Annotated in this window: 15 protein-coding genes; 9 read left to right on the top strand and 6 right to left on the bottom strand. The window is 70.4% G+C overall.

Annotated elements, in window-relative coordinates; translation table 11 throughout:
- Positions 1 to 82: 82 nt before the first annotated feature.
- The 5 genes from AC1RL8_RS06550 (at position 83) to AC1RL8_RS06570 (ending at position 4,780) form a co-directional block, all read left to right on the top strand.
- Complete coding sequence (locus AC1RL8_RS06550) at positions 83 to 787, top strand: GntR family transcriptional regulator (protein WP_492684275.1); 705 nt, start codon at positions 83 to 85, stop codon at positions 785 to 787.
- Positions 784 to 1,659: a phytanoyl-CoA dioxygenase family protein gene (locus AC1RL8_RS06555; RefSeq protein WP_492684276.1), complete on the top strand. Its 876-nt coding sequence runs from the start codon at positions 784 to 786 to the stop codon at positions 1,657 to 1,659. The genes AC1RL8_RS06550 and AC1RL8_RS06555 overlap by 4 nt, the downstream gene beginning before the upstream one ends.
- A 5-nt stretch (positions 1,660 to 1,664) precedes the next feature.
- On the top strand, positions 1,665 to 3,026 hold the full coding sequence (locus tag AC1RL8_RS06560) for an NAD(P)H-dependent oxidoreductase (RefSeq protein ID WP_492684277.1): 1,362 nt from the start codon (positions 1,665 to 1,667) through the stop codon (positions 3,024 to 3,026).
- A gap of 150 nt (positions 3,027 to 3,176) precedes the next feature.
- Positions 3,177 to 3,551, top strand: coding sequence for a YciI family protein (locus AC1RL8_RS06565; RefSeq protein WP_062478473.1), 375 nt, complete (start codon positions 3,177 to 3,179; stop codon positions 3,549 to 3,551).
- Positions 3,548 to 4,780 (top strand): RNA polymerase sigma factor, encoded by a 1,233-nt coding sequence (locus AC1RL8_RS06570; RefSeq protein ID WP_095949052.1) that lies wholly within the window; start codon positions 3,548 to 3,550, stop codon positions 4,778 to 4,780. Before AC1RL8_RS06565 ends, AC1RL8_RS06570 begins: the two co-directional genes overlap by 4 nt.
- Positions 4,781 to 4,792: 12 nt before the next feature.
- On the opposite strand, the gene AC1RL8_RS06575 is transcribed toward AC1RL8_RS06570, so the two are convergent.
- Complete coding sequence (locus tag AC1RL8_RS06575) at positions 4,793 to 5,509, bottom strand: NUDIX hydrolase (RefSeq protein WP_492684862.1); 717 nt, start codon at positions 5,507 to 5,509, stop codon at positions 4,793 to 4,795.
- Positions 5,510 to 5,624: 115 nt separating this feature from the next.
- On the opposite strand from AC1RL8_RS06575, the gene AC1RL8_RS06580 reads away from it, so the two are divergent.
- From AC1RL8_RS06580 to AC1RL8_RS06590, 3 genes are read left to right on the top strand one after another with little or no spacing between them, the layout of a single operon-like run.
- Positions 5,625 to 6,245 (top strand): DUF4291 domain-containing protein, encoded by a 621-nt coding sequence (locus tag AC1RL8_RS06580; RefSeq protein ID WP_492684278.1) that lies wholly within the window; start codon positions 5,625 to 5,627, stop codon positions 6,243 to 6,245.
- A 12-nt stretch (positions 6,246 to 6,257) separates the two neighbouring features.
- Positions 6,258 to 6,833 (top strand): riboflavin biosynthesis intermediates N-glycosidase, encoded by a 576-nt coding sequence (gene ybiA, locus AC1RL8_RS06585; RefSeq protein WP_492684279.1) that lies wholly within the window; start codon positions 6,258 to 6,260, stop codon positions 6,831 to 6,833.
- Positions 6,830 to 7,729 (top strand): ADP-ribosylglycohydrolase family protein, encoded by a 900-nt coding sequence (locus tag AC1RL8_RS06590; RefSeq protein WP_492684280.1) that lies wholly within the window; start codon positions 6,830 to 6,832, stop codon positions 7,727 to 7,729. Before ybiA ends, AC1RL8_RS06590 begins: the two co-directional genes overlap by 4 nt.
- 12 nt (positions 7,730 to 7,741) lie before the next feature.
- On the opposite strand, the gene AC1RL8_RS06595 is transcribed toward AC1RL8_RS06590, so the two are convergent.
- Positions 7,742 to 9,172, bottom strand: coding sequence for a serine hydrolase domain-containing protein (locus AC1RL8_RS06595; RefSeq protein WP_492684281.1), 1,431 nt, complete (start codon positions 9,170 to 9,172; stop codon positions 7,742 to 7,744).
- 74 nt (positions 9,173 to 9,246) lie between these two features.
- Here AC1RL8_RS06595 and AC1RL8_RS06600 point away from each other — a divergent pair, with 74 nt between their 5' ends.
- Positions 9,247 to 11,832, top strand: coding sequence for an FtsX-like permease family protein (locus AC1RL8_RS06600; protein WP_492684282.1), 2,586 nt, complete (start codon positions 9,247 to 9,249; stop codon positions 11,830 to 11,832).
- A gap of 4 nt (positions 11,833 to 11,836) precedes the next feature.
- On the opposite strand, the gene AC1RL8_RS06605 is transcribed toward AC1RL8_RS06600, so the two are convergent.
- The 4 genes from AC1RL8_RS06605 to AC1RL8_RS06620 all read right to left on the bottom strand — a co-directional run bounded on the left by AC1RL8_RS06605 (position 11,837) and on the right by AC1RL8_RS06620 (position 26,194).
- Positions 11,837 to 12,517: an RNA polymerase sigma factor gene (locus tag AC1RL8_RS06605; RefSeq protein WP_492684283.1), complete on the bottom strand. Its 681-nt coding sequence runs from the start codon at positions 12,515 to 12,517 to the stop codon at positions 11,837 to 11,839.
- Complete coding sequence (locus tag AC1RL8_RS06610) at positions 12,504 to 24,194, bottom strand: filamentous hemagglutinin family protein (RefSeq protein ID WP_492684284.1); 11,691 nt, start codon at positions 24,192 to 24,194, stop codon at positions 12,504 to 12,506. The genes AC1RL8_RS06605 and AC1RL8_RS06610 overlap by 14 nt, the downstream gene beginning before the upstream one ends.
- A gap of 407 nt (positions 24,195 to 24,601) precedes the next feature.
- Positions 24,602 to 25,594 carry a FecR family protein gene (locus AC1RL8_RS06615; protein WP_492684285.1) on the bottom strand — a complete coding sequence of 331 codons (993 nt, stop codon included), beginning with the start codon at positions 25,592 to 25,594 and terminating at the stop codon, positions 24,602 to 24,604.
- A 72-nt stretch (positions 25,595 to 25,666) separates the two neighbouring features.
- Positions 25,667 to 26,194, bottom strand: a complete 528-nt coding sequence (locus AC1RL8_RS06620; RefSeq protein ID WP_492684286.1) for an RNA polymerase sigma factor — start codon at positions 26,192 to 26,194, stop codon at positions 25,667 to 25,669.
- Positions 26,195 to 26,196: the final 2 nt, after the last annotated feature.

The raw sequence follows: 26,196 nt of genomic DNA on the forward strand, positions 1-26,196 counted from the left end.
CAGCCCCGATGGGTAAAAACCCGGGGATGCGCCCTGCCGCCGAAGTCCGTACTCTGTATACAGAGTTCAGAAAAGGCCCGTCATGCCCGCCCAGTTGCTCAGCATCGAAGTCGCCCCCGACCTCGTCGACCAGGTCTACCGCGCCCTGCTCGGCGCCATCAGCAGCGGTGCGCTCGCGCCGGGCGAGCGGCTCACGCAGGAGGACATCGCGGCGCGGCTCGCGGTGTCGCGCCAGCCGGTGCTGCAGGCGCTGCGGCTGCTCAAGAAGGACGGCTTCGTGCAGGACGCGCCCGGTCGCGGCGTGCTGGTGGCGCCGCTGGAGGCCGAGGCGATGCGCAAGGTCTACCAGGTGCGCGGCGCGCTCGACGTGCTGGCCGCGCGGCTGGCGGCGCAACAGCGCTTTCGCATCGACCCCAAGCTCATCGAACGCGGCCGGCGCGCGGCGCGCGGGCGCAATGTCGAAGCCATGATCGATGCCGACGTGGCCTTTCACCAGGCCATCTACGCCGCCTCGGGCAACCCGCTGATCGGCCAGAGCGCCGACCCGCACTGGCGCCACCTGCGCCGCGCGATGGGCGCGGTGCTGCAGGCCGAACCGCAGCGCGAGTCGCTGTGGGACGAGCACGAAGCCATTGCCGACGCGATTGCCGCCGGCGACGTCGAACGCGCCGCGCGCCTGAGCGACGAGCACGTCTCGCGCGCCAGCGACGCGCTGGCCGAGCGGCTCGCGCAGCAGCTGGCGCGCAGGGCATCCGCATCCCCCACCAAAAAAGGAGACAAGGCATGAAGCTGACCCCCGAGCAACGCACGCAGTTCGAGCGCGACGGCTACCTGTTCTTCCCCGGCCACTTCTCGCCCGAAGAGACGAAGGTGCTGACCGAGGCGGTGCCCGACCTGTACAGCAAGCGTGCGGCCTTCAACGTGCGCGAGAAAGGCTCCGACGCCGTGCGCACGAACTTCGCGGCGCACCTCATCAGCGAGCCCTTCGCACGGCTGGCGCGGCACCCGCGCATGGTCGAGCCGGTGATGGACCTGTTCGACGAGGCGGTCTACATGCACCAGTTCAAGATCAACGGCAAGATGGCCTTCGAAGGCGACGTGTGGCAGTGGCACCAGGACTACGGCACCTGGCTCAACGACGACCTGATGCCTACCGAGCGCGCGATGAACGTGGCCATCTTTCTGGACGAAGTGACCGAGCACAACGGCCCGCTGATGTTCATTCCGGGCAGCCACCGCAAGGGCGTGGTCGATGCCAGGCATGACCTCACGACCACCAGCTACCCGCTGTGGACGGTCGACAACGACCTGATCCGCCAGCTGGTCGACCGCGCCGGCGGCACGCAAGGCGGCATCGTCTCGCCCAAGGGGCCGGCCGGTTCGATGATCCTGTTCCACAGCTGCCTCGTGCATGCCTCGGGCAGCAACCTCTCGCCCTTCAACCGCGTGGCGGTGTACCTGAGCCTGTGCGCGGTCAGCAACCACATCCGCCGCCACCAGCGGCCCGAGTACATCGCGCACAGAAACTTCGCGCCCATCGAGGTGCTGCCCGACGACTGCCTGTTGACGCCCTACCCCGTCGAGGTGCCGTGGAAAGACGGCCTGCCCGAGAGCGCGCTGCGCACCTCGCCCGAGCTGATCGAAACCGTGGAAGCTTGACCGCCATGAGCCTGCACACCCGCTTGCAACAACGCGCCGCCGAAGGCCGCCCCATCCGCATCGGCCTGATCGGCGCCGGCAAGTTCGGCGCCATGTACCTGGCGCAGATTCCGCGCACGCCCGGCGTGCAGTTGGTCGCCATTGCCGACCTCTCGCCCGCCGCCGCGCGCGTCAACCTGGAGCGCGTGGGCTGGCAGGCCGAGCGCAGCAACGCCGGCGCGGTGCAGGAGGCGCTGAAGACCGGCGCCACCTGGATCACCGACGACTGGCAGGCCGTGACGCGCGAGCCCAGCATCGACATCGTGGTGGAGTGCACCGGCAACCCGGTCGCCGCGGTCGACCATTGCCTGGACGCCTTTGCGCACGGCAAGCACGTGGTCAACGTGACGGTCGAGGCCGACGCCTTCTGCGGCCCGCTGCTCGCGCACAAGGCGCAGCAGGCCGGCGTGGTGTATTCGCTGGCCTTCGGGGACCAGCCCGCGCTGATCTGCGACCTGGTCGACTGGGCGCGCACCTGCGGCTTTCCGGTGGTGGCGGCCGGGCGCGGCCACAAGTGGCTGCCGCACTTCACCGAATCGACACCCGAGACCGTGTGGGGCAACTACGGCCTCACGCCCGAGCAGGCGAAGCGCGGCGGGCTGAACCCGAAGATGTTCAACAGTTTTCTCGACGGCTCCAAGCCATCGATCGAAAGCTCGGCCGTGGCCAACGCCACCGGCCTGGGCGTGCCCTCCGACGGCCTGCTCTACCCGCCCGCGAGCGTGGAAGACATTCCCTTCGTCACGCGTCCGCGCAGCGAAGGCGGCGTGCTGGAGCGCAAGGGCATGGTCGAGGTGATCTCGTCGCTCGAGGCCGACGGCCGCAAGATCCCGTACGACATCCGCATGGGCGTGTGGGTCACGGTCGAGGCCGAGACCGACTACATCAAGAACTGCTTCGAGGAATACAACGCCCACACCGACCCGAGCGGGCGCTACTTCACGCTGTACAAGCGCTGGCACCTGATCGGGCTCGAGGTGGGCATGTCGGTCGCCAGCGTGGCGCTGCGCGGCGAGCCCACCGGCGTGGCCACCGGCTGGAACGCCGACGTGGTCGCCACCGCCAAGCGCGACCTCGCCGCGGGCGAGATGCTCGACGGCGAAGGCGGCTACACCGTCTGGGGCAAGCTGCTGCCGGCCGAGCGCTCGCTGCGCCTGGGCGGCCTGCCGCTCGGGCTGGCGCACAACGTCAAGCTCGTGCGCTCCGTGAAGAAGGGCCAGAGCCTGAGCTGGGCCGACGTGGCGATGGACACCACCACCGCCGCCTACCGGCTGCGCCAGGAAATGGAAACGCTGTTCACGCCCGCGGTGCGCGCCCACGCGGCCTGAGCGCGGGGCCTGGCGCCCACGTTGCGCCAAAGAGCGAACAGATCAAGAATCTTCTGCTCGGCACCGGTCCGGTGTCGAAATGACCGGTTGCGGGCCGTCATTGTGGTGAGCGCTCTTGCTCGGCAAGCTTTTCCTTCACGGAGAAACACCATGCAGTACATGTTGATGTTCTACCAACCCGCCGCCGAATTCGAACAACGCAACGACGCCTCGTCGCAGGCCTACCGCGCCAGCTGGGTCGCGTATGCCGACGCGGTGCGCCAGTCGGGCATTTCGCTCGGCGGCCACGGCCTGCTGCCGCCCATGACCGGCACCACGCTGCGCGTGCGCGGCGACAAGCGCCAGGTGCAGGACGGCCCCTTCGCCGACACCAAGGAGCAGCTCGGCGGCTACTTCGTCGTCGACGTGCCCGACCTCGACGCCGCGCTCGAATGGGCCGCGCGTGCGCCCTGCGCCGCCAGCGGCGGTGTCGAAGTGCGGCCGGTCTTCACCGCCACCGCAGCGGCGGGCGCGAGCCAGACGTGACCACTCCGGCGGCACACCACGCCGCCGAACGCGCGGCACGCGAGTCGTACGGACGGCTGCTGGCCATCCTGTCTGCCCGCACGCACGACATCGCGGCCTCCGAAGACGCGCTGGCCGACGCCTTCGCCCGCGCGCTCGAGCGCTGGCCCGCCGATGGCGTGCCGGTGCAGCCCGACGCCTGGCTGCTGAGCGTCGCGCGGCACCGCAAGCTCGACGCCTGGCGCCACAGCCGCGTGCAGGACGACGCCACGCAGACGCTGCTTCTGCTCGCCGGCGAGATGGACGAGGCCGACCCCGATGCCGCCACCGTGCCCGATGAGCGGCTGCGCCTGCTGTTCGTCTGCGCGCACCCGGCCATCGACGCCGCCGCGCGCGCGCCGCTCATGCTGCAGACCGTGCTCGGCCTCGATGCCGCGCGCATGGCCGGCGCCTTCCTCACCTCGCCGTCCGCGCTGGGCCAGCGGCTGGTGCGCGCCAAGGCCCGCATCCGCGCGGCCGGCATTCCTTTCGAATACCCGCAGGCACGCGACCTGCCGCACCGGTTGCGCGACGTGCTCGACGGCATCTACGCCGCCTACGGCACCGGCTGGGACGACGTCGACGGCGCCGACGCCCTGCCCCGCGGCCTGACGACCGAGGCCATCGACCTGGGCCGCATCCTGTGCCGCCTGCTGCCCGCCGAGCCCGAGCCGCTGGGCCTGCTCGCGCTGATGCTGTTCTGCGAGGCGCGCACCGCGGCGCGGCGCACCGAGGCCGGCGCCTACGTGCCGCTCGACCAGCAGGACATCACGCGCTGGGACCACGCGCTGCTGGCCGAGGCCGAGCACCATCTGCGCATCGCGTCGGCCATGCAATCGCTCGGGCCCTACCAGCTCGAGGCCGCGATCCAGTCGGCCCACTGCGAGCGCCGTGCGGGTGCACCGGTGCCGCCCGAAGTGCTGGTGTCGCTGTACGAGGGCCTGCTCGCGCTGCGACCCAGCATCGGCGCGCAGGTCAGCCTGGCGTGTGCGCTGGCGAATGCGCGCGGGCCCGAGACCGGGCTGCGCGCGCTCGATGCGATCCCGTCGGACGAAGTGGCGAGCTACCAGCCGTTCTGGGCCGCACGCGCCCACCTGCTCGCGGCCGGTGGCGCGCGTGTGGCAGCGCGGCAGGCCTACGACCGGGCGATCGGGTTGAGCAGCAATGGCGCGGTGCGGGCGTACCTGCACGCGATGTCGGAACGGGCCTGAGGCAATGCGCGCTCAGCGCGCATTGAAAGTGCGCGGAAACAACGCGGCCTGCGAACGGTCTCGCAGCCGGTAGCCCATGGCGGGCCGGCCCAGGCTGCCCGCTACCATGCCCGCCTCTTCCATGAACCCACCGTCCAGCATCCGCTTGCGGAAGGCACTCTTGTCGATGTCACGGCCCAACACGACCTCATAGGCGTGCTGCAGCGACGGCAAGGTGAAAGGCTCTTCCAGAAGAAAGGCCGGCAGCGAGGTGTACTCCACCTTGCTGCGCAGACGTGCAACGGCCGCCTCGAGCAGTTCTCCGTGGTCGAACGCCAGACGTTTGCGCAAGGCCGCATCGACCTCGAACCACGCCACCTCGGCGGCGTTGGCGCCGCTGCGCAATTGCATGGCCTGCGCCGGAATGAGTGCATAGAAGCAGTGCGTGGCCGACCACCCGCGCGGATCGCGCTGCGCCCCGCCCCAACTCCCGAGCTGCTCGAGATAGGGCGTGACCACGCCGGTCTTCTCACGCAGCTTGCGCAGTGCGCAATCGAGCAACGAAGCATCTTCATTGGTGTTGATGAAGCCGCCCGGCAATGCCCATTTGCCAGGAAACGGCTCGTTGCTGTCGGCCGCTCGTTTCACCAACAAGACCTGCAATGCGTCGTCCAGCACAGTGAACATCGCCACATCGACAGTGACCAACGGGCGGGGAAAGGTCAAGGCAGGGAACGTTGAGGCGGGCATGGTCACGATCAGCTTGACTCCGGATTTATTAGTTGTACTATACAACCCATCATTAGTTGTACAGAGCAACTCAATGAGATCGCAAGAAGAACAACAACGAGAGGAACCCAGAACAATGAACAAGCAGACCACGCCGCTTCCCACCGAGCCCCATCTCGCCCAACGCGAGCGCTGGCCGCAGGACGGAAAGCACATCCTGGCGCATCACGATGCCCAGTCCGTCATCGTCTACCAGGCCTACCGCCCCGCCATCGGCGAATACGCGATCCGGCACGGCCGTCTCGACGGACCGGACTTCAGCCTTTCACGGATGAGCTGGATCAAACCGAATTTCCTCTGGATGATGTATCGCTCCGGCTGGGGCACCAAGGAAGGCCAGGAGGTCACGCTCGGGCTGCGGCTGCGCCGTGCGTTCTTCGAACGGGTGGTGCGCGAGGCCGTCCCTTCGACCTTCGATGCCGAGCGCTATCCTGATCGCGATGCGTGGCAGGAGGCGGTCAACCGTTCCGAAATTCGCCTGCAATGGGACCCCGACCACGCACCGGCAGGCAACAAGCTGGAACGCCGCGCCATTCAGCTGGGCCTGCGGGGCCGAACGCTCGCCGCGTTTGCGAAGGAAGAACTGCTCGAGGTGATCGACATGCGCGCCTTCGTGGACGCTCAACGCCCGATGGCGCAGAACGACAACCCCGGGCTGCAATTGCCGGTCGAGCATGTGCTCGGCTTCGAATCCTGAGGACCACAAGGAATGACGACGAACAGACCCCACGCGCTGCGCAGCAACGAAGACCTGCTCGCGCACATCGCCCAAGGCCACAAGATCGACTGCCTGTTCTTCTGGGGCCACCAGGTCCCGAAGGACGGCAGCATCGGCAAGAGCTGCTTCAGCCAATGGTACGAGGCGCCCTTCACTGTCGAAGGCGTCACCTACCGTACCGCCGAGCATTTCATGATGGCCGGCAAGGCGCGGCTCTTCGGTGACGCGGCCACCTGCGAAAAGATCATCGCCGCGCGCACGCCCGGCGAAGCGAAGAAGCTGGGGCGCCAGATCGGCAACTTCGATGAAGCGGCCTGGCTCGAAGCGCGCTTCGACCTCGTGACGCGCGGAAACGTTGCGAAGTTCTCGCAGAACGCGGCGCTCGGCGCGTACCTGCTCGGCACCGGCGGGCAGGTGCTGGTCGAGGCGAGCCCTGTCGATGCGATCTGGGGCATCGGCCTCGCTGCGACGGACGCGGCGGCGCAAGACCCGCGCACCTGGAAAGGCCTGAACCTGCTGGGCTATGCGCTGATGGCGGCCCGCGACGAACTGAGGGCGGCCCCATGAACGCGGCGCGCTACCAAGGGTGCCTGCTCGGGCTGGCCTGCGGCGATGCGGTGGGCACCACGCTGGAGTTCCGCACGCGCGGCACGTTCGAGCCCGTCACCGACATGCGCGGCGGCGGCCCTTTCGGCCTGATCCCCGGCGAATGGACCGACGACACCTCGATGGCGCTGTGCCTCGCGGCGAGCCTGATCCATTGCCAGGGCTTCGATGCCACCGACCAGATGAACCGCTACTGCAACTGGCGCAGCGTGGGCTACATGAGCAGCACGGGAAGCTGCTTCGACATCGGCTTCACGGTGTCGGGCGCCCTCACCCGCTACCTCGCATCGGGCGATCCGTTCGCGGGCGACCCCGATCCGCGCACGGCAGGCAACGGCGCGCTGATGCGGCTCGCGCCGGTGCCGATGTTCTACGCAGCGAGCACCGAAGCGGCGTGGCGGCAGGCCGGCGAAAGCACACGCACCACGCACGGCGCGCAGGAGGCTATCGAGTGCTCGCAGCTTTTCGCGTTGCAACTGCGCGCAGCGCTGCAAGGCGAAAGCAAGGCGGCGATCCTTGCCACCGCGCCGCTGACACCTTTGAGCGAAAAAGTCGCGGCGCTGGCACGCGGCGACTACGCCTCGAAGCCGATCGAACGCATCAAGGGTTCGGGCTATTGCGTCGAATCGCTCGAAGCAGCGCTCTGGTGCTTCGCGCACACCGACTCGTTCGAGCAGGCGGTACTCGCGGCCGCCAACCTGGGTGACGATGCCGACACCACCGCGGCGATCTGCGGCCAGATCGCAGGCGCCTTCTACGGCGTGGACGGCATTCCCTCCGGTTGGCTGCGCCAGCTCGTGATGCGCGACGAGATCACGCAGATAGCCAACGACCTGCTCGCGCTGGCGCAACGCTGAACGCGCCCGCGCTCAATCCGACGTCACGGCAGCGGCGGCCCCAACTCGCCGCCCTTCGAGCCGGCTGCCACCCTGCGTCAGCGTGACGCCGATCACCTCGCCACCATCCCCACGCCGGAACACGAACTGCGCGCCGATGGCCGTCACCGCAAAACGATCAGGCCCCGTGGGCGTGAGCCCGTTGTAGCCCTTGCCCGATTCACGCGCCAGCAAACGCCCATCTCGCACGGTGAAGCCCAGCACCTGCGCCTTGCCGACGCGGAACTCGCCCGCGTAGTCGGCCAGGCGCTTCGGATCGATCGGCACTTCCGTCGTCGGCACCGGGTAGCGGCTCTTGCCGATGGCGAGCATCACGGGCTGCAGCGGCGCGCGCTGGTTGCTGGCGAGCACGATGAGCGCCTCGCCGGTGTCGGGCGCCAGCAGCCAGAGCGTGCGGTAGCCCTCGGTGACGCCCGCGTGGTAGTAGGTGCGCCGGCCGGTCTCGGGGCCGCGCACCATCACGGCATAACCGATCTCGGCGCCCTCGTAGCGCGCGAGCGGCGTGAGCAGCCGCGCGGCGGCCGGGCCCAGCGGGCCGTGCGCGCCGGCGAGGATGGCGCGGCTGAAGGCCAGCATGTCGGCGGCGGTCGAGCGCAGCGCGCTGGCGGGCGCGTAGGCATGCATGTCGAAGCGGCGCTGGCGCTGGTCGCCCGCGAACGGCGGCGCCATGCGCGAGGCCTTGTCGCCGAGCGGGATCACGGTGTCGTTCATGCCCAGCGGCTCGGTGATGCGCGCGCGCACCAGCTCGCCCCACGAGGTGCCGTAGCGCAGCGCCAGCAGCTGCCCGAGCAGCGCCATGCCGAAGTTGCTGTAGCGCGCCTCGCACGGCGCCGCGACGCCCGTGAGGTGGATGCGCGCGAGCGCGGCCCAGAACATCGGCAGGTCGAAGCTGCGGAACTGCTCGGCCAGCGCGCCGCCGCCGGTCACGCCGTCGGCCATCACGGGCAGGCAGCCGGTGTGGGTGACGAGCTGCCGCAGCGTGATCGCGGCCACGGCGGGCGGCACGCCCTCGGCATGACCGGCCAGCAGCTTGCCCACGCTGTCGTCGAGCGCCACGTCGCCGCGCTCCACCGCCTGCGCGAGCAACAGCCCGGTGAAGACCTTGGTGACGGAGCCGATCTCGAACATCGGCTGCTCCGCGCTGGCCGGCGCAATGGCGCGCGCCACCAGCGGCTCGGGGTTGTGGGCGATGCCGTAGGCGGCCTTGTCGCCGCGCAGCACGCCGACCACCAGCGTGCCGCGCTCGGCGCCGAGCGCGGTGCGGGCCAGCACGGCGGGGTCGCTGGCGAGCGAGAGCGGTGCGGACGGTGGTGCGAGTTGCGCGCTCGCCGCGCCCGCGAGCCAGGGCACGAGAAGCCAGGGCGCCAGCCAGCGGCGGCACCAGGCGGAGGGCAGAAGCCGCATCGTCGGAATCCTCGGGCGTGAAGTCGTCATCGTCGAAAGAGCCGCCATCCTGCCACGGCGGCCACAATGACCCCATGCGTGCATTGCTTTCGACTTTCTCCTGGCAGGAACTGCGCCACCACCCCTGGCGCAACGCGGCGGCCGTGCTGGCCGTGATGCTGGGCGTGGCGCTGGCGTTTTCGGTGCAGCTCATCAACGCGTCGGCGCTCGACGAGTTCTCCAGCGCGGTGCGCTCGGTGAACGGCCAGCCCGACCTCGAGGTGCGCGCCGCGCAGGGCAGCTTCGACGAGGCCGTGTTCAGCCGGCTCGCGCGCCGGCCCGAGGTGGCGCTGGCGAGCCCGGTGCTCGAGTTCCAGGGCCTGGCCCTGGCCCACGACGGGCGCCAGGTGCCGCTGCGCGTGATCGGCGTCGATGCGCTCGCGCTGCCCACCATCGCGCCCGCGCTGATGCCTCAGTCGGCCGCCGGTGCCGACCGCTTCGCGCTGTTCGCGCCCGGCCATGTGTTCCTCAACGCGGCGGCGCGCCAGGCGTTGCAGCTGCCGCTGCAGCCCGCGACCGGTGAGAGCCTGCAGCTGCGCAGCGGCGCCGCGTGGCAGCGCCTCGCAGTCTCTGGCCATGTGACGGCCGGCGGCGCGGCGCTGGCGGTGATGGACATCGCGGCTGCGCAGGAGCTGTTCGGCCCGCTCGGCCAGTTGAGCCGCATCGACCTGCGGCTGGCGCCGGGCACCGACCGCGCGGCCTTCGTGGCCGCGCTCGAGAAGTCGCCCGATTGGCCGGCGGGCCTGAAGTTCGCCGAGCCGGGCGATGCGGCCGAGCGCGTGAGCAACCTGTCGCGCGCCTACCGCGTCAACCTCACGGTGCTGGCGCTGGTGGCGCTGTTCACGGGCGCGTTCCTGGTGTTCTCGGTGCTCGCGCTCAGCGTGGCCAAGCGCGCGCAGCAGTTCGCGCTGCTCGGCGTGCTGGGCCTCACGCCGCGCGGACGGCTGCGGCTGGTGCTGGCCGAGTCGCTGGTGCTCGGGCTGATCGGCAGCGCGGCCGGCCTGGCGCTCGGCACCGCGCTCGCGGCCTTCGCACTGCGCGTGCTGGGCGGCGACCTGGGCGGCGGCTACTTCGAAGGCGTGGCGCCCCGGTTGCACTGGAGCAGTGGCGCCGCGCTGCTGTACGGCGGGCTCGGCGTGGTGGCCGCGCTGGTGGGCGGCTGGTGGCCCGCGCGCGCCGCGCAAGCGCTGCCCGAGGCGCAGACGCTCAAGGGCCTGGGCGCGGCGCCCGCGCAGGGCCGCCACCACTGGCTCGCGCTCGGGCTCATCGGCGCGGGCGCGGCGCTGGCCAACCTGCCGGCCATCGGCGGCATTCCGGTGGCGGCGTACCTGTCGGTGGCCTGCCTGCTGGTGGGCGGCATCACCGCCCTGCCCTGGCTCATCGCGCTGCTGTATGACCGCGTGGCACCGGCGTTTGCGCGGCGCGTGCTGCCGATGCTTGCCGTCGAGCGCGCGCGCCGCATGCGCGGCACGGCGGCCGTGGCGGTGAGCGGCGTGGTCGCGAGCCTGAGCCTCGCGGTGGCGCTCACGGTGATGGTCGCGAGCTTTCGCGAGTCGGTCACGCACTGGCTCGACGTGGTGCTGCCGGCCGACCTGTACGTGCGCGCCACCTCGGGCGGGCGCGGCAGCGGCAACAGCGGCGGCACGAGCAGCACCGACACCGCGACCTTCGCGCCGGCCTTCGTGCAGGCGCTGGCGCAACTGCCCGGCGTGGCGCGCACCGGCACGCTGCGCACGCAGTCGCTGCAGCTCGACCCCGCGCAGCCCGCCGTGACGCTGATCGCGCGCAGCCTCGAAGGCGGCGTGGTGCGCGGGCTGCCGCTGGTGGGCGAGGCGCTGCCGGTGCCGCCCGGGCAGACCGGCATCTACGTGAGCGAGCCGATGGTCGAGCTGTACGGCGCGAAGCCGGGCACGGCGTTTTCGCCGCTGGCCGATGCGATGCGCACGGCGACGCCGCAGGTGTTCTTCGTGGCCGGCGTGTGGCGCGACTACGCGCGGCAGTTCGGCGCGATCGCGATGGACGCGCGCGACTTCGAGCGCATCACCGGAGAGCACGACGTGAGCGACGTCGCACTGTGGCTCGCGCCCGGTGCGTCCGAAACGGAAGTGCAGGCGGCCGTTCGCGCCCTCGCCTCGCGCGCATCACGCGACGGCGCCGTGGAGCTCGCCTCGGTCGGCCAGATCCGCGCGACCTCGCTGCGCATCTTCGACCGCAGCTTTGCCGTCACCTACTGGCTGCAGGCCGTGGCCATCGCCATCGGCCTGTTCGGCATCGCGGCCAGCTTCAGCGCGCAGGTGCTGGCGCGGCGCAAGGAGTTCGGGCTGCTCGCGCACCTGGGCTTCACGCGGCGGCAGGTGCTGGCCGTGGTGGCCGGCGAAGGCGCGGCCTGGACCGCCATCGGCGCGGTGGCCGGGCTGCTGCTCGGGCTGGCCGTGTCGGTGGTGCTGGTGAAGGTGGTGAACCCGCAGAGCTTCCACTGGAGCATGGACCTGCTGGTGCCCTGGGTGCGGCTGCTGGCGCTGTGCGCGGCCGTGGTGGCGGCCGGCACGTTCACGGCGTGGATGGCCGGGCGCGCCGCGGCGGGGCGCGATGTGGTGTTGGCGGTGAAAGAGGACTGGTAGCGCCTCACGTCTGCGCGCGCGGCGCGCCGGCGCGCAGCGGCGCGACGACTTTCTCCTGCCATCGCCGCGAAAGTCCGCGTCGGGGCGAAGCGCCTTCCGCCCGCACGGTGTGACCGGACGCATGCGCGCAGTAGTCCAGGGCTTGGCGAAGCGCCGTGTCCACCCGGCGCAGGGAGATGCAATGCCGGTCTGCCACGTCCTGGCGGGTCATCTCCTCGATCTGCAGTGCCACGAGCACCGAGCGATGCCGATGCGAAAGCCGCTGCATCGCCTGCTCGACGGCCTCCACGGCCGAACGCGCCTCGGCGATGGCATCGGGGCCGGGCGCGTGATCGGCCAGGAGATCGAGGGCCGTGTCCCATTCGCCCACGTACTGCCAGGACCGATCGCTGCGCAGGCGATCCATGGCCAGGTTGCGCGCCGTTCGATAGACATAGGCCCCGGGACTGCGCACGGGCTCCGATGCCGTCATCTCGCCCAGGCGCAGCCAGGCGTCGTGCAGGCACTCGCTGGCCTGGTCGGAGCAGCCGAGATCGCGGGCCAAGCGGCGATGCAGGTACGTGTAGTTCGCCGTCAGGAACGCCCGCAGCGCCACGCTGGTGGGCTCGCCGTGACCCGCGTATGGCTCTTGAAAACAAGGACCGGGATCGAACTCAGCCGCGGCCATCGTCTTACTTGCCGGCATGACGCAACCTGCTCTTCTCGGCGTCGGTCAGCAACGACATCACCGATGCGTCGAACTGGTTGCCGTGCCCAAAGACCTGCACAGGGTTGGCAGGGTCGTACCGAGGCGCAGCGCCCGCCTGCGCACCGGGGCGTGGCGGCGACGATGCACCCGCACCGCCCGGCGGCAGGCTGTCGTTGCCGAAGCCCAGCACCCGCACCGTGAAGACCGAGGGCAGGTTCTGACGTGCCGCGGCCCGCTCCTGGCGCATGGACTCCTGCGCCGCCATGGCCGCCGCCGACGCCGCCGCGCTAGCGGTGGTCAGTGCCCCGATGTTCACCGCGGCCACCACCGGCAGCCCGGTCGTTTCACCCTTGACCTGGATGTTGTCGGCGTTGCGCACCTGCAGTGCGGCAATGTTGAGGTTGCTCGCGACCCGGATGCCGGCATCGCCCGCATCGATGGTGCCCCGGGGCGCGACCAGGTCCACGTCGCCTTCGCCCACGGTGCCGATGCCGGCGCCGCTCATGTCGCGCTTTTCCTGCACGGTGATGTTGCCGTCCGCGTCCGACGTGACTTCCGGCGCCTGCGGGATGCGCACGGTCTTGGCGCCGCGGCCGGCGTCGATGTCGCCCTGGCTGGACCACAACACCTGGTCGCTGCCCAGCGGCTCGGCCTGCGAGACGAAGGACAGGATGCGCGAACGGTTCACGATGATGTCCCGGTCGGTGAACACATTGACCTGCCCCGGCGAGGCCAGCGTGACCAGGCCGTATCCGTCCGGCACCACGGCGCCCAGCCCCGCCACCTGCAGGCCGCCGCCGGGAGTGAAGACGTTGATGTCGCCGCCCTGGTGGGTGCGCGCCGCCATCCGGGTCGCGGCGATGCTGCCCACGCCGGACCAGCTGCTGCGCCAGTTGTCCGGCAGGTCCGCGGCGTAGCGAACGGGCTGGCCTTCGGCCGTCGCTCCGCGGAACAGCGTGTCGATGGCCGCGGAACCGCGGCGGTAGCCGCCGTTGATCGGGCCGTTCTGCCCATCGCCCCCGTTCTGGTCGCGCCCTCCTTCGCGCAGTTCGTAGACAAAGACCTGGCGCAGGAACTGCTCGCGCACCAGGGGCGGCAGTTGCCGGTATTGCTCCCATGCCTGCTGCGGGCTCAGCTTGCCGTCCGCAGTGCCGGTGAGGCTGGCGACCTTGTCGGCACCGAGCATGCCTTCCACGAAGGACACCAGGCCCCGGCGCGCCAACTTGGCCAGGTCGCCGCGGTTTTCCACCCCGTCGCTCAGGTACAGCGGCGCCACGGTGCCGTCGGCCAGGGTGGTCTTCAGATAGTCCGGCATGGCGGCCACGTTGGCCGGGTTCAGGTAGGCCCGCTCGAAGGCGTCGTAGCTGGCGGCCTTGTTCATGCCGGCCATCAGGGTGATGCCGGCGCCCTCGGCGGGCAGGGCCTTGATGACGTTCGATTCTTCGCCGAGCGGCGTTGCCGACACGTAGTCCCAATAGCGATTGGCATTGGTGTACAGCGACAGGTTGTTGCCCTGGATGTCGCGCCCGGCCAGCAGCAGCAGGGATCCCGGCCCTTGCAGCGCGGTGCGGCTGCCCCTGTCGTAGTAGTAGGCCGCCGCGTCGCCGCTGTATCGCGCATATCGGTGCGACAGGAGCCTGTTGGCGACAGCCAGGATGTCGTTGCCCGCCGCCAGCATGGTGGTGTCGGTGGGGCGCAGGTTGCGCGCGCTGAGCTCGAAGTTGCGGATGTCGGTACCGGCCTGCACGTGCACCGATTCCGACGCGATCAGATTCAGGTCGCTGATGGAACCGGTCGCCGCGTACAAGCGGCTGGGCGTGAAGTCATGCACCTGCATCGGCAGCACATCGGGGTTGTCGAACAGCTCCATGCCATTGAGGCTGTTGGTCAGGAACGTGTTCGTCACCGAGAAGCCGCCATAGACCGACTTCAGCGGCGCGCCGAACGCCGATGCCCCGCCCAGCGTGATCGTGAAACCCATCCACGGCCGGAATATCGACGGCCACTTGTCCAGCGTGGTCTGGGTCATGACGATGGCACCCGTGTTCTGCAGGCTGCTGCCGCGCAGGAAGCGCAGGTCTTTCGCGGCCAGCAAAGACAGGTCGCTGCTGTTCGCCGGCGCCATCGCCAGCAGGCCCGCGACGTCGATGTTGCCGCTCAGGGCCGACACGCTGACCTTGGCCGGGTACAGGCCCACCATGTCCGTCTGGAGCTTGGTGTCCGTCATGCCGCTCACCAGCCTGGTGGTGTTCTCCGTGTCGTTTCCTGCCACGAATTCCGACTGGTTGACCAGGCGCACGTTGCCGCCGGTGGACACCAGGCTGACGGCGCTGCGCTCTGTCTGACTGCTCATGAACATCGCATGGCTGGACGCGCCGCTGGTGTCCCGGTCGGCCTGGTCGACGTAGGCACGGCGTATCTGCATCGGGTCGATCACGGTCTGCAGGACCAGGTCGCCCAGCGTCTGCAGCTTGAGCGTGGCGTCCGACAGCGCCAGCACGGGCGCGATGTCGTAGGAATAGGCGGTGTTGGGCCAGCTGCTCGAGATGCCGGTCATGACATAGCCGGCGGCGCTCGTGCCTGCGTCGATCTCGCCGGCGCCGCGGCCCACGTAGTACTGGCCGGCCTTCAAGGCGCCGCCTGCGCTCACCTGCAGCTGCCCGCCATTGCGCGTCACGACGGAGGCCGCGGCATCGCCGGCGGAACGCCCGCCCGTCACGCGCATGGTGCTGGGCAAGGCCACCACCAGATTCACCAGGTCGCCGCCCGCCGACAGCTTCACGTTGCCGCCGCCCAGCGCGCCCAGGCCCTGCTGGAAGCTGGCGTGGTTCACCCACCAGCTCGGTTGCTGGCCCCGGGCGGACATGACCGGCGCCCAGCTCTCGCCCATGTTGTACGCGTCGTAGTAGCCGGTGGGACTGCTGAGATCTCCGCCATAGCGGCCCTGGCGGAACAGCCATTCGGTCAGGATCTGGTCCGAGCGCGCGCCCTGCGCGGTGGGCGCACGCACGCTGCCCTGGACCGCGACATCCACGTGGCCACCTGCGGTGCCGTACTGGGCATCGACGCTGGCGGTGTCGAAGCCGCCGCCCAAGGTGGGATCGGCCTCGGCCCGGCCTGCGGTGTACAGCGCGGACTCCTTGTGCGCCAGCACGAGGTCGCGCCCGGCGCGTACCGTCAGGTCGCCGCTGCCGGTGCGCACCAGCTTGCCGGCGCCCGACTCGGTGCCGGCCGTGCCCACGCGGATCGTGCCGGTGTCGGCTGCAAGCGCGCCCGATGGCCGCGTGGCCAGTGCATCGACCGACCCCAGGTCCGCGCCCGCCACCAGGCGCAGGTTCCACGACGCGGCCTGCTGCAGCCGCGCCGCCCGGCCCGCGCCGTTGTCGCGGCCCGCCACGTCGAAGCCGTCGCTCAGATGGCCATCGATGTTCAGGTTGCCGCCGGCGCGCAGCGTGAGCGTGCCTTCGCGGTGCGCCGCACCGAAGCTGTCGAACAGATTCCAGTCGCGGCCCAGCGTCAGGTCGCCCGGGCTGGTGATCTCGATGCCCGCCGCCAAGGTGTAGGCGGCGGCGTTGCCACCCAGCCTCGCCAGGATGCCGGTGTGGCCTGCAAAGGCATTGGCCTCGGCGATCGCCTGCGGGGCCACGGATTCCACCGTGCCGTCCGTGCTGGCATGGCGGCGCACGCCTTCGAGCACCGCGGAGCGCGCGCCCTGCACGGCGGCGTTCAGCGCCGTGACGTTCAGGCCGTCGTTGCCTGCAGTGCGCTGCGCCCGCAGCCGCAGCTTGCCGCCTTCGCCGCCGCTCAGGTCCAGCGTGCCGCCGGCCAGGTTCAGTTGGCCGTCGACCGCTTCCAGGTCGATGCGGCTGCTGCCCAGACCATCGATGGCGTCGGTGGCATGGGCCGCCAGCACCGCGCCAGGCTGCATCGTCAGCCCCGCCCCGCCGACCAGGCGGATGCTGCCGCCGTAGGCCGCGTTGGCCTCGACGCGCGCCGTGCCGTCGACAGAGATCACGCCGCGGTCGGTGATGACTTCGAAGTCGGCCACGCGCGTGGTGCCCGCGATCGTGAGGTCGCCCTGGCGGACGCGGAACTGGCGCGAGCGGCTGAAGCCCGCATCGTTGAGCGTTCGCGCCAGCGCGCCGAAATCGTCCAGCCGATCGATGGCCAGCGCAAAGTTGCCACCGTTGCCGCCGGCACCGGCCTGCGCTTGCACAGTGCCACCGAAGTGGACCCGCCCGCCGGCCGATGCATCCACCGTCAGGCGGCCGGCGTCGCCACCGCGCGGATGGGCGGACAGGTCCAGCAGGCTGCCCGGGGCCAGGTCGATCAGGCCGCCCCGCGTCGCCAGGCTGATCTGGCCCGCGTCCACGTACTGGGCCGCGTCGAAGAAGACTTTTTCCAGGCCCCCCGCGTGCAGGCGGCCCGACTCTGCAACCGTGAGGTTGCCCGTGCCGGCATCGACCGCAATGCTGCCGCCCAGCGCGAGCACCGGCAGCGCCACGGTCACGCCCTGGCCCGACAGGTTGAGGCGCGCGCCCAGGCTGGCGCGGCCCAGTGCCGCCATCTCTTGCGCATCCAGTTGCGCGTCTTGCTGCAACACCAGTTGGCCCTGCGTTCGCAGGGTCTGGTCAGCGCCGGACACCCCTTGCAGCACCGGCGTGCGCAGCGTCAGCGCCGCCGTCCCGGCGTCCAGGCTCCCGGTGCCTTCGCCGGCGATGCGCCGGCTGGCCGACAGCAGCACCTGGTCGAAGCCGGACATCGTCTTGTCGCCCGCGCCCAGCACCAGTTCGTCTGCCGACAGCGCGAGGCGACCACTGCCTGTGCCCGCGCTGCCGAGCGACGCGCCCGTGTTCTGCAGCGTCAGGTGGGAGGCCTGCACCTGCACGGCATCGGCGCCATGACCCCGCAGGGCTGCGGCGTCGAACACCACCTGCGCCAGGCCGCGCATGTCCAGCGAGCGATAGAAGTCCAGGCTGCCGTAGCTGTGCAGCGTCAATGACTGCGCGCGCGACAGCTGCGCCAGGGCGTCGGCGTCCAGCACCAGGCCGCCGCTGCCGCCGCCGATGCCGATGCGGCTCGCGGCCACCGACAAGGCCTTGCCCGACAACTGCGCGCCCGCGGCCATCTCGGTGTTGTTGGTGGCGTCGAGCAGCAGCGCCTCGCCGCCCTGCAGCAGCGCACCGGCGCCGATGCGCACCTGGCCGCCGACCGTGGTGTCCACGTTCTCGCGCAGCGCCCGCACGGCCTGGCCGCTGCTCACGCGCACCAGCGCACCCCAGTCTTTGGAGGGTGTGACGATGTGGTCGTCGCTGGTGTCGTTCGGCGTGTTGTTGTCGCTCCACACGGCCGCCACCTGCGGCTTGAGCACCAGGTTCGCCTCGTCGCCCGACGCGGCGCCGTGCGCGCGCAGCACGCTGCCCGACTCGATCGACACCGCATTCGCCGCGGCCAGGATCACCTCCGGGCCGCTCAACGCGGTGCCTTCCGTGTTGCGCAGCACCACGTCGCTGGCGGCCACGTCCACCTGCAGGCCGCGCACATTGCCCGTGCGCGTGCCGCCCACCAGCAGGCTGCCCGCGCCGAAGCGCGTCAGGCTGCCGGCATCCACGACCAGGTAGCCGTCGGCGCGCAGGTCGCTGCTGTCCTGCCCCGCGCCGACGATGGCGATCTTCGCGGCGGCGATGTCCACCAGGCTGCCACGCCCGCCCGCATCGGGTTGCGCGCGCAGCTCGCCGTCCAGTGTCAGCGCGCGGTCGGCCTTGAACACCACAGCGCCGCCATCGCGCGCCAGGCGCGGGGTCACGACGTCCTGCCCCGTGAGGCGGTATTGCGTCAGCTTGAACGCATCCGACGAGAAGAAGGCGTTGCCCCGCGCTTCGTTGTATTCACTGACCTTGCGCACCAGGCTGGCGGGCAGCACGCGCCAGCCCGAGGCCGTGGCATCGCGCGCGCCGCTGATCGTGTTCTGTTCCCGTCCGGCCACGATCGTCGAGCCGTCGCGCAGGCTCACCACCTCGCCGCGGGACGCGGCCCACGCCGGCAAGGCCTGGCCCGTGCTCTGCACCGCGAAGGCGCCGGGCAGCAGCGCATAGCGTGCCGGCAGGAGCGTGTACCAGCCGGCCCCCAGGCCACCGCCGGCCAGCCAGACCTTCTGGCCCGCTGCACCGCCCGCCACGGGCGACAGGCCCTGGTAGCCCGGCAGCACGGCGTACATGCCGGGCAGCGTCAGCACGTCGTGCGAGCCGCCCGAGCCGGGCACGTGCTCCCACGCATGCAGATCGCCGCCGCCCGCGATGTCCACCACCGCGCCCGCGGCCATGGCCACATCCGGCGCTTGCAGGAGCACGCGCTTTTCCGGCAGGGACGACAGATAGCGGTTTTCGTCCAGGGAATTGGCATCGCCGGCATTGGCACGATTGCGGCCCTGCGGGTTGGCCGGGTCCAGCCAGTACTCGGCGTTGCGCAGGCTGCCGTAGAGCACGTCCAGGCCCGCACCGGACACCGAGGTCAGGCTGTTCGTGCCCAGCGTCAGGCGCTCGCCGGCATTCAGCGCGATCTGCCCGAAGGGCGCGCGCAGCACGCCGTCCTGCTCGATGACGGGCGCGTTCAGCGTCAGGCTGCCGCCGGCCGACAGAGGCGCCGCGGCGCTCCCGTTGCCGCGCACGGTGATGGAGTGGTCCGAGTTGATTCGCGCCGTGACGGCCGTGGCCGGGTAGACCTGCGCGGCCTTGATCTCCAGCGCGCCCCCCACGTCGAGCGTGGCCCGCAGCTGCGGGTCGTCGTAGTCGGTGCCGCCTTCGCTGTAGGCCCCTGCCACGAAGCGCAGGTCGCCGGTGTCCAGCACCGTGCGTTCGAAGCCGCGCAGCTTGACGTCGACGGGCGATGCGGACTCGCCCTTCGCACCCCTGCCTGCGATGTCGATGGCCTGGGTGGCCGACAGGATCAGTTCGCCCGCATTGCGGGGCGTGGCGCCGACCGCACCGACCGCGCCCACCGCACCTGTCAGTGGGTTCAGTTGCAGATGGTGGGCATGCAAGCGCACCACGCCGCCCAGCCCGTCGCTCTGGATGACCGGGGCGGTGATGCCCAGGCGACCGGCGACGCTCAGATCGACGCCGCCGGCCAGCTGCACGCCCACTTGCGTGGAACGCAGGTCGACCGCCGAGAAGCCCGTGTCCTGCAGCGCCTTCGCCGACACATGCAGGGTGCCGTCCGAGGTGGCGATGTTGCCGATGTGGATCTTGTGGCTCAGCGCCGTTCCGGTGCCGCTCCAGAAGTACTTGTTGAGCAGTTCGACCACCCGCTTGTCGATGGTGGCGTCGTGTTCCCACGGCGCCCTGTCGGCGCCCGGTCCCGCGGCAAGCGCCGCGCCCGCGTCGAGGACGAGCCCCTTGCTGCTGGACACCGACGTCGGCAGCGTGGTGTTGATCGCGGTGCGCATGGCGCTGCTCATCTTGACGTCGCCGGCGTACTCGTCGCGCACGTCGAGGTTGCCGCTGGTGCCGATGATCCGCGCGTACTTTTCTCCGTTGAAGGTGTACGTGCCGGTGGGGCTCTTGTAGTAGAGGAAGGAGCCGATGTCCGGCGCCACCAGGTCCCCGGACGCACGCCCGGCCTCGCTGGTGTCCGTGATGGACAAGGACCCGCCCGCTGCCTGGGCATTGCCGCCGTGCGCGCGCAGCCTGGCATTCATGGCGCCGCCGGCGGCGGCCTCCATCACGACCGCGCCGCCGTCGCTGCCCAGTTCCTGCTCCACGCGCCGCAGGGCGCCGAGCGCCCCCGTGCCGCGGTCCCAATACGCCACCGTGCCCCGCGCGCCCGACACGTCGATCAGCGCACCGGCCTGCGCATCCAGCGTGCCGGCGCTCAGTGTGACCGTGCCGCCCGGCAGCACCTTGCCCTGGGGCAGGCGCATGGCCGGGTCGTGGAAGATCTGCGCCACGCCGGGCAGCAGCAGCTCGGCCCCGTCGGCCAGCGTCAAGGTGTTCTTGGCGCGGATGTTCAGCGTCCCGGCCGGCGCCTGAAGGCGGCCCGCCACCACCACGGAAGCCTGCCCGGACCCGTCCGCGTCCAGCGAGATCGCGCCGCCGGTTTCTGTCTGGATGCTGGCGTTCGCGTCGATGCGGATGCCGCCGCCGGTCGCGCCGGTCGCCAGCGACAGGCCGCCGGGCGCGCGCGCGGCGCGGCGCTGTTCGCTCAGTTCGTCCAGTGCCTTGGGGGCCAGCACCTCGCCCAATGCGCTGCCGCTGGGCAGCGTGCGCAGCGTCGATACCGCGGCGGGCATGTCCCAGCTCGTGGGCTGGATGTGCACCTGTGCGCCTTCCGCGACCACGACGTCCCCGCCGAGCGAACGGATGCCGATCGTGCCGAAGCCGCGCTCGGTGTACAGGGTCTGCGGCAGGTGCAACGGCTTGGCCGCGCCCGATGCCTTGCCGCCCGTTGCGTCGGCCGCGGGCGCGGGCGCGGCGCCGCCCACCTGCACGTCGCCGATCGCCGTGAGCGTGAGCCGGGACGCATCGCCCCCGGCCCAGCCGCGCAGGTCCAGCGTCTCGAGCGCCGTGTTGTCGAACGCCGTGAGGCTGATGGCCCCGCCGTTGCCCGCCTTCACCTTGCCGGCCTTTCCGCCCGCCGTGACACCGGACAGCCAGCCGCCGCCGGACACGTCCAGCGTCGCGCCGGCGGCCACCTCCACGTTGCCGTACACCGTGCCCAGGCCCTCTTTCATCGGGGTCCCCAGTGCAATCGAGCCGCCGTGGATGGCGCGGCCCAGCGTGACGCCTTGGCCGGTGTCGTTGACCCACTGGCCCGCGACGCTCAGCAGGCTGTTCGCCCCCAGGCGCAGCACGCTGTCCGCCTTGCCGCCGGCGCTCAGGGCAATGGAGCCGCCCGGGGCGATGAGCTTGCCCTGGATGTCGAAGTTGCCGGGGATGCCCTGGCCGTCGTAGACCGCGGCCGTGAAGCGCGCCCCCGGCTGCAGAGTCACCACCGCGCTGTCTTCCAGCACGAAGCCGGTGTTGAGGTTCAACTCGATGGCGCCCAGGCCTGAATGGCTCAGCCCCGCGGCGGACAGCCAGGTGGTGCGGCCCACACCCGCGCCGGCACCGGGGGCTTGCCCTTCGGGCTCGGTCAGGAAGGCGTCCTTGCCCAGCGGGCTGTCGATGCTGAAGCCCGCCGGCAGCAACGCGGGCTTGTCGCTGATGACGACCTGGCCCAGGGTCCACATGCCCTCTTGCGCCCGGTTGGAACCCACCGTGAGGCGGCCGGCCCGAGGCAGCTCGGCCACTTCCTGCACCCGGTCGCCGGGCTGCACCGAGCCCCTGAACTCACCCTCCAGGATGAAGGCGCTGCCGGCACGGATGTCGATCGAACCGGCATTGCGGCCTTCCTCGTAGCCCGGCTCCCAGCGCCGCCCCGACAACATCGGATTGACATAGGTCTGCGTGACGCCCCAGCGCGCATGCGCGTGCAGGTACTGGCCCGCGATGCCCGTGTAGGTCATGTCCGCCGGCGCGGACGACATCGTGTAGGTGCGCCCGTCCGCGCCGCGCAGCAAGGTTTCCGTGTTCCAGCCGTCGCTGTAGCGCACCGAGCCGCCGGACACATCCAGGATGGAGCCCGGCCGCGTGATCACCGAGCCATTGGACTGGATGGTGATGTCGCCGCCTCGCGCCGCCAGCTCCGACAAGCCCACCAGGCCGTTGCCCACCCAGCCCGTCACGTCCGCCAACGGGGTGCCGACCCAGATGCCCTTGAGCGCCTTGCCGGACTCGTCGGTGACCCATTCGACGCCCGCCATCAGCCCCTTGAAGGCACCCGACCTGCGTCGATCCACGATGACCTTCCGGCCGTACAGCCAGGTGTTCGCCTGCAGGTGGGAGTCGCGCAGTTCGTTGATGCGCAGTTCGGCCTCGACGAAGTTGCTGGCCATGTCCACCGGCATCTGCATCAGACCCGCGGTGCTGACGGTGGCGTGTTCACCGATGAGGATGCGGCTGCCGTCGCCCACCTGGGTGTTGCGTTGCAGGGCTGCCGGGTTGGCCTGGGCCTGGATGTCGATGTGGCCCGCGGCGGCGGTGACCTGGGCACGGGTCTGCACGTCGATCGTCTTGCCGTAGAGCTCGATGCGCCCGGGCTGGTAGCGGTTGGCCAGCGATCCGCTTTCGATCCGCGTGGTGTCCTGCCAGTCGTTGACGACCTGGGTGATGCTGTCCGGCCCCAGGGTCAGCGTGCCGCCCGACCAGGCCGTCAGGCGCGGGACGTCGGCCGCCAGGTTGATGTCGATGTTGTGCACGCCCTGGCCCCAGGCGCGCAGGCGGATGGAGCCCGTGCGGTTGTTCAGCGCGGTGCTGGCTTGCAGGATGCCGCCCTGGTGGATCTCGCGCGACACCATGGTGATGTCGCCGTGGTCGGCCTGGACGATGCCGGTGTTGTGCACGCTGTAGCCGACCTGGGCCGCGCGCTGCTCCATCAGCGGCAGGATGTCGGACACGATGCGCCCGATGAGATAGGGCTGGAAGGCGGGCGCTGTCTGCGGATTGATCAGGAACTTGGCCGGAAAGAGCCAGGGCCGCACCGACGAGGTGACGGCATCGAAGCCGCGCACGGTGGGGCTGATTTCCTTGGCTTCCAGCCACACGTTTTCGCCGGCGCCCAGCAGCGTCTGGCCGCTCGGCGTGCGGATGCTGCCCGCATTGCTGACCTTGGGTGCGAACATCAGCACGTGCCCCCCCTGGCCCGTGATCTGCGCACCGGCCAGCACCTTGACGTCGCCCGGCGGCTTGCCCGGATCGAAGGCCGGGCCCATGTCGGCGAACTGCACGTTCGAATCGGCCGGCATCTGCTTGGAGTTCTCGCCGAAGGTGGGAATCCCGACGCCCACTTCGAGGCCGCTCCAGTAACCGGGGTCACCCGATTTCGCGCCCAGGCGCGTGTTGAGACCGGCCTTGAACTGTTCGTCGCTGAGCTTCAGGCTGGAGGCGACCAGGTTGCGCACGTTGACCTGGCTGCTGCCGGTGAACAGGATGCCGTTGCGATTGATGAGGTAGACGCTGCCCTCGGCCTCGATGCGGCCGGCGATCTGGCTGGGTCGGCCGCTGGGGTCGTTGATGCGGTTGAGCGCGATCCACTCGTTGGCGCCGGTCTTGGCGTGGGTGCCTGCACGCTGGTCGAACTTCACCGTCGTGTTCTTGCCGACGTTGAAGGTCTCCCAGTTCAGGATGGCCTTGTCGGCGGTCTGCTCGATGGTGACCGTGGTCCTGCCGTTGGCTGCGGACTGGACGGGGTCCCTGGCGTTGAGCCAGCCGGCGGTCAGCGAATTCGTGTCGACCTTCAGGCCGCCTTCGGCCAGGCCGTCCGGCGCGGACTCGCCGCTGGCCAGCGCCTCGGCCCGCTTCTGTGTCTGCTGCGCCTGCTGCGCGGCGATCGCGCGCGCGGCCAGGTTCAGGTTGGTGATGGACGTCTGCAGCTGCTGGCTCGCCGCCGACGACGGTTGCGTCGGGTGGATCAGGCTGGACGCCGGCGCGCCGTTCGGCAGCTTGCCCGTGGCGATCGCGCCCGCCTGCGCCGCACCCTTGTCGGCGAACCACGCCGGACTGAACGCCCGCTGGGCGTGCGCGCTGCCGAGGACCCCACCGGCAGCCAGCGCCACCGCGATGGCCCGCGCAAGGGGCACCCTCCTGAAAACCTGCTGCGCCGCACGCGCTGGTCGCTTCTTTTCGTTGCACCCACTGATGGTCATTTCTCGTTCCCGCCGAAGTAAAGCCTGTGCCGAAGGGGCTGCGCGCGCCGTGCAGGCACGCCCCATTCAAGAAGCCCCTGCGATGGCGATCGAAAGCCAAGGCAACAGGAGCCGTCAGTTTCTTGACGGGACGGAAACGTCGAATTCCAGAAGAATATTTTTGGCCTCGTTGTGGGCGCGCGCCTGCTGCTGCGGCCTCGGTCCGGAAAGTCCTTGCAGATCAACAGCGTGGACGCGCTGCACCTCGGCAAAGTCACGAAAGCTTCACAGTGGCTGCGCACGCCAACCATGGGAAGCCGCGACATCGAGACGGGGTCACCACCCAACCCCGGTGGCCAACGCTAGCTCAGGACCAGCACGCCGGCAGGGAGCGACCGGGCGTTCAAACCGAAAGAGCGCTGCATCTGGAGCAAGGCCAGATCGAGTCGGTCGAGCTTGAAGGTCGCGGTGACCGTTTTCCCCCGCAGCGAATCCACCATCAGGACCACACGCCCGGGGCGGTAGCGATTGATCTCGTCCAGCACCGCCGACAAGGGAGTCTGCTTGAACACGAGTTCACCGCGCCGCCAGGCAGAAGCCACCTCGGGGTCTGCGGCGGCGATGCCGCTGATGGAATGATCGCGGTAGACCGCTTGCTGGCGTGCCAGCAGCACACGGTCGCCGGCCGGATGCTCGATGCGCACGCGTCCCGCCAGGCAGGTCACGCACACCCGCCCTTCCAGGCGGCTGATCTCGAAGCGCGCCGATTCGCCAATGCTGCGGCCGGCGCCGGCCACGACGCTGAAGGTGCGCGCACTGGGCAGCATCTCGATCGCCGCTTCGCCGTTCAGCAATTCCAGCCCCTCGGCCTGGTCGTCCGAGGCCACCCGGCGGATGCTGGTGCGGGTGTTCAAGGTCACGTCGATCTGGTCGGACCACGCGATCGCACGCTGCTCGCCGGCGGCTGTGCGCCAGTCCGCATTCCACTCGTTGGCCGTGGGCCACAACCCCAAGGGCGAATAGACCGCCACCCCCGCGACACCGGCCGCGGCGGCTGCGCCGGCCACGCCCAGGAAGGCCCGACGGCTCGCCGCGGGCTTGCGCAGGGTCTCGCGGTGAAGGCTCGCCGCTTCGGCGTCGGTGCGCACCAGCCGGTTCAGCGCGGGTTGAAGCACGCGCCACTGCTGCCGGGCCTCGATGAACGCCGCCTGATGCAAGGGACTCGCGTCGCGCCAGCGGCGGAACGCCTGCGCCTCCCACTGCGTTGCGGCGCCCGAATGCAGCTTGCGCACCCACGCGCGCGCGTCTTCGCGCAGCGTCTCGGGAAGCGTCGGTGGTGAAGGGTGCGTCGTCATGTGGGTTTCAGGGGCCCCGTACTTGATAGACGGTTGCCGACGCCGCAATCCGCAAACTATTTCTTCGTGCCGTCATGAAGACCTGCCAGGGCGCGGTTCCAGTCGCGAGAACAGAAGATCCTGCGCGGCCTTCAGTTCGTACTCGACGGTCCGCACAGGAATGCCAAGCCGCGTGGCCACGTCCCGCTGCGACCAGCCCTCCAGGCGAACCAGCAGCAGGATCTCGCGGCGGCGCGGCGGCAGGCGCGACAGCAGGCCGTCCAGCGCCTCCAGCTGCGAACGGGCTTCGGCGACCTCGGCGGGACCGGGCGTCGGGTCCGGCAGCTCGTTCATCAGCATCTCGATGTCGTCGGACAGCAAGACCTGGCTCTGTGCGCGCCGGACGTCGATCGCCAGGTTGACCGCCATGCGCAGCAGGTACGCCTGGGGCGTGGCAATGGGGCCCGCCATGGGCTGGCTGCGCTCCAGCTTCAGCCAGGTTTCGTGCAGGGCGTCTTCCGCCAGTTCGCGATTGCCCAGCCGCACGGCCAGGCGTTGCCTGAGCTGCTCGTAGCGTTGCACCAGGAAGCTGCGCAGCAGCGGGATGACGTTCTCCGTCATGC

The organism is Variovorax sp. GW822-FHT04E09 (assembly GCF_058800845.1).